The following is a 907-nucleotide window of genomic DNA, read 5'->3' on the forward strand; positions in this document are numbered from 1 at the left end:
CCCCACGCTGATCCGCGCCGAGCTCGACCGGCGTCTTGACGCGGCCCGTGTGGCCGAGCCGACGAAACGGCGGCAAGAGGCTCTCGAACGGGACTGCGTGCGCGTCAGCAAGAGCATGGAACGGCTGGTGACCGCCTACCAGGAGGATCTCCTGTCGCTGGAGGAACTGCGTCGTCGCATGCCGGAATTGCGTGCCCGCGAGCAGACCATGCGCACAGAATTGCAGGCGATCCGCGATCAGGCCGCCGATCGCATGACATTCCTGCGTCTCGCCGAGACGCTGGCCGCCTTCCTCCAGAAATTACGGGCATCGGCGCAATCGCTGGACGTCAGCGACCGCCAGAGGATTGTCCGCTTGGCTGGTCAAAGACGTCTTGGTCGACGACGATACCGTCATCATCCGCCACTCGCTCCCGATGCACACGACGATACCGCCGTCCGGCAACGCTTCATCGCCTTCCAACGGGAAATCGCCATCGGCTGACAAAAGTTACCTTTTGCCTTCAGGGAGTGATCACCGAGCCTTGACCCGTTCCCCTTTCGCTGACCGTAACGATCCCGTCTTCCAGGACACCCGCCTTGAGCCATTTGCGGATCAGGCGGATGATGCGCTTGTCGCCGATGCGGTGCTCCACGAAGCGGATGAGCCACTCTTGGCTGACTCCGTCGAAAAAGCCGGCCACGTCGGCGTCTAGAATATAGTTCACTTTCCGCTGTGCGATGCCGACATAAAGCGCGTCAAGCGCATCATGCTGGCCGCGCTCCGGTCGGAACCCGTAGCTGAACCCGAGGAAGTCTTCCTCGTAGCTTTGGTTCAGCACCGCCGCCGTCGCCCTTTGGACAATCTTGTCTTCAAGGGCAGCGATCGCGAGCGGACGCTGCCGTCCGTCCGGCTTCGGTATATACG

2 pseudogenes are annotated in these 907 nt (G+C 62.1%); one reads left to right on the forward strand and one right to left on the reverse strand.

Going from position 1 to position 907, the window contains the following annotated elements:
- A pseudogene (locus EOA85_RS36175) lies at positions 1–484 on the forward strand (hypothetical protein); the annotation flags it as partial.
- Positions 485–506: 22 nt separating this feature from the next.
- Here the strand turns inward: EOA85_RS36175 and EOA85_RS36180 are convergent.
- Positions 507–907, reverse strand: a pseudogene (locus EOA85_RS36180) (reverse transcriptase domain-containing protein); the annotation flags it as partial.

Source organism: Mesorhizobium sp. M5C.F.Ca.IN.020.29.1.1, assembly GCF_003997375.1.
GTDB classification, from domain to species: Bacteria; Pseudomonadota; Alphaproteobacteria; order Rhizobiales; family Rhizobiaceae; genus Mesorhizobium; species Mesorhizobium wenxiniae.